Source organism: Alicyclobacillus suci, assembly GCF_017329615.1.
In the GTDB taxonomy this organism is placed as follows: Bacteria; Bacillota; Bacilli; order Alicyclobacillales; family Alicyclobacillaceae; genus Alicyclobacillus; species Alicyclobacillus suci.
In genome coordinates this window covers 1-1,589 of record NZ_JAFMTW010000115.1, presented here as the reverse complement: position 1 = coordinate 1,589, position 1,589 = coordinate 1, and the positions used below count along the sequence as shown (strand labels likewise).

At 46.8% G+C, this 1,589-nt stretch carries 2 protein-coding genes and 1 pseudogene; all 3 read left to right on the top strand.

Features of this window, described 5'->3' with window-relative positions; genetic code table 11:
* The first annotated feature begins 309 nt into the window (after positions 1-309).
* Positions 310-884: pseudogene (locus tag J3482_RS21410) on the top strand (IS66 family transposase).
* A 200-nt stretch (positions 885-1,084) separates the two neighbouring features.
* Entirely contained in the window at positions 1,085-1,336 is a 252-nt protein-coding gene (locus tag J3482_RS19975; RefSeq protein WP_206923060.1) for a transposase, read from the top strand.
* Positions 1,257-1,589, top strand: a 333-nt coding sequence (locus tag J3482_RS19970) for a transposase (protein WP_236018424.1), incomplete at its 3' end; no start/stop codon positions are given. The genes J3482_RS19975 and J3482_RS19970, both read left to right, overlap by 80 nt.

Genomic DNA, 1,589 nt, shown 5'->3' with positions numbered 1-1,589 from the left:
ATAGCCTGGCTTGGGGAGGGGGGAATTGTGTCCATTGCTCTAGTTCCGTACCATGATTTCGCCGTGTTCGCTAACAAACCCACCAAATACTTGAAAACATGCCCCGGTCAATGACCTCAATCACCTAATCGTCGAAATCCGGGATAATAGGTTCGAGCAGCAATCCAAATTTAATTAGAATTGCTCTCAAGAAAATTATAAAACAAATTGAGTTAAATTTCAATAAATTTTAATAATTTAGTTAAAATCAAACGAAAGTATAAGAGGTGAAGGAAGAGGTCTTATCGCAGGAAACCGAAGCCATGGCCCATGAGAAACCTACATCATCACGAAGAAATACTTGGAAGGCATGCCGCTCTACCGATTGCGTTTTTGAAGGACTTTACGGGATACCTTCACGTGGATGGTTATCAGGGTTACAACGATGTGCCCAACGTGAAACTCTCTGCCTGTTGGAGCCACGCGCGAAGGGAATTTGACGAAGCCCTGAAGTCACTTCCCGCAGACAAAAGAAAGACTGCGACGACGGCAAGGGAAGGGCTAGATTATTGCAACCAGCTGTTCAAAATGGAACGCAAGTTCAAAGAGATACCCTCCCAGGAACGCTATGAACAGCGGTTCAAGCTAAGCCGCCCAGTCTTGGATGCTTTTTCAGCATGGCTTGATGTAAAAAGGACGAAGTGCTCCCGAAAAGTCTCGTGGGCAAAGCGATTGGATACTGTTTGAAACAGTGGACCAAGCTTGTTACGTTTTTGGAAGATGGCAACTTGGAGATCGACAATAACCGTGCCGAACGATCAATGAAGCCCTTCGTACTAGGCCGTCGCGCGTGGTTGCTATCTTCAATACCTATTCGAACAGTTGCCGAACATGGAGACCAGTGATGCTGATGCAATGGCGTCGCTCATGCCGTGGTCTAAAGCCTTGCCTGAACGAACACGTCACCCGAAACGGAAATAACCTTTATGGATCTGAAACATCCCCATCACTCGCTGGTGGGGATGTTTCAGATTCTACTTCCTAGCGACGAGCTAGCAATACGTGTGCGCGCTTTGACGCTCACGAACGTCTTACGCTGGCGAAGATGTCAGAACCGCTCAATATTCGGTGGTCGCGTCATTTTGTTGGCACTCCTTCCACGGTGACAGTATCTAAAGACTCAACGGGTCGCTATTTTGTATCCATTCTTGTTGAAGAAGAAATTGAGCAAAAAGAACCTGTGAATACGCAAGTTGGTATTGATCTTGGACTTACGGATGCGGTCATTGTTTCAACGGGCCAGAAGTTCGGAAATCCGCGTTTCTTTCGCAAGGACGAAAAAAGGTTCCAACAATAGGGCAAAAGCACGTCTCAAAGTTGCTCGTATTCACGCCAAGATTGCGGATTGTCGTTTGGACTTCCTGCACAAACTCAGTACGCGGTTAATCAACGAGAACCAAGTGATTGCCATCGAGCGTTTGCAGGTGAAGAATATGATTCGGAATCACCATAGAGATGTAAACGCCGCGCAAAATATCTTAGCGGCTGGGCAAGCCGTATTAGCCTGTGGAGAAGCAGTAAGACCCGCTCGAAAGCTGAAAAGCCAACGA

Bases quoted from the DNA above. Each gene is read 5' to 3' on its own strand.
- J3482_RS19975 (WP_206923060.1), top strand. From the start codon at position 1,085: ATGTCAGAACCGCTCAATATTCGGTGGTCGCGTCATTTTGTTGGCACT.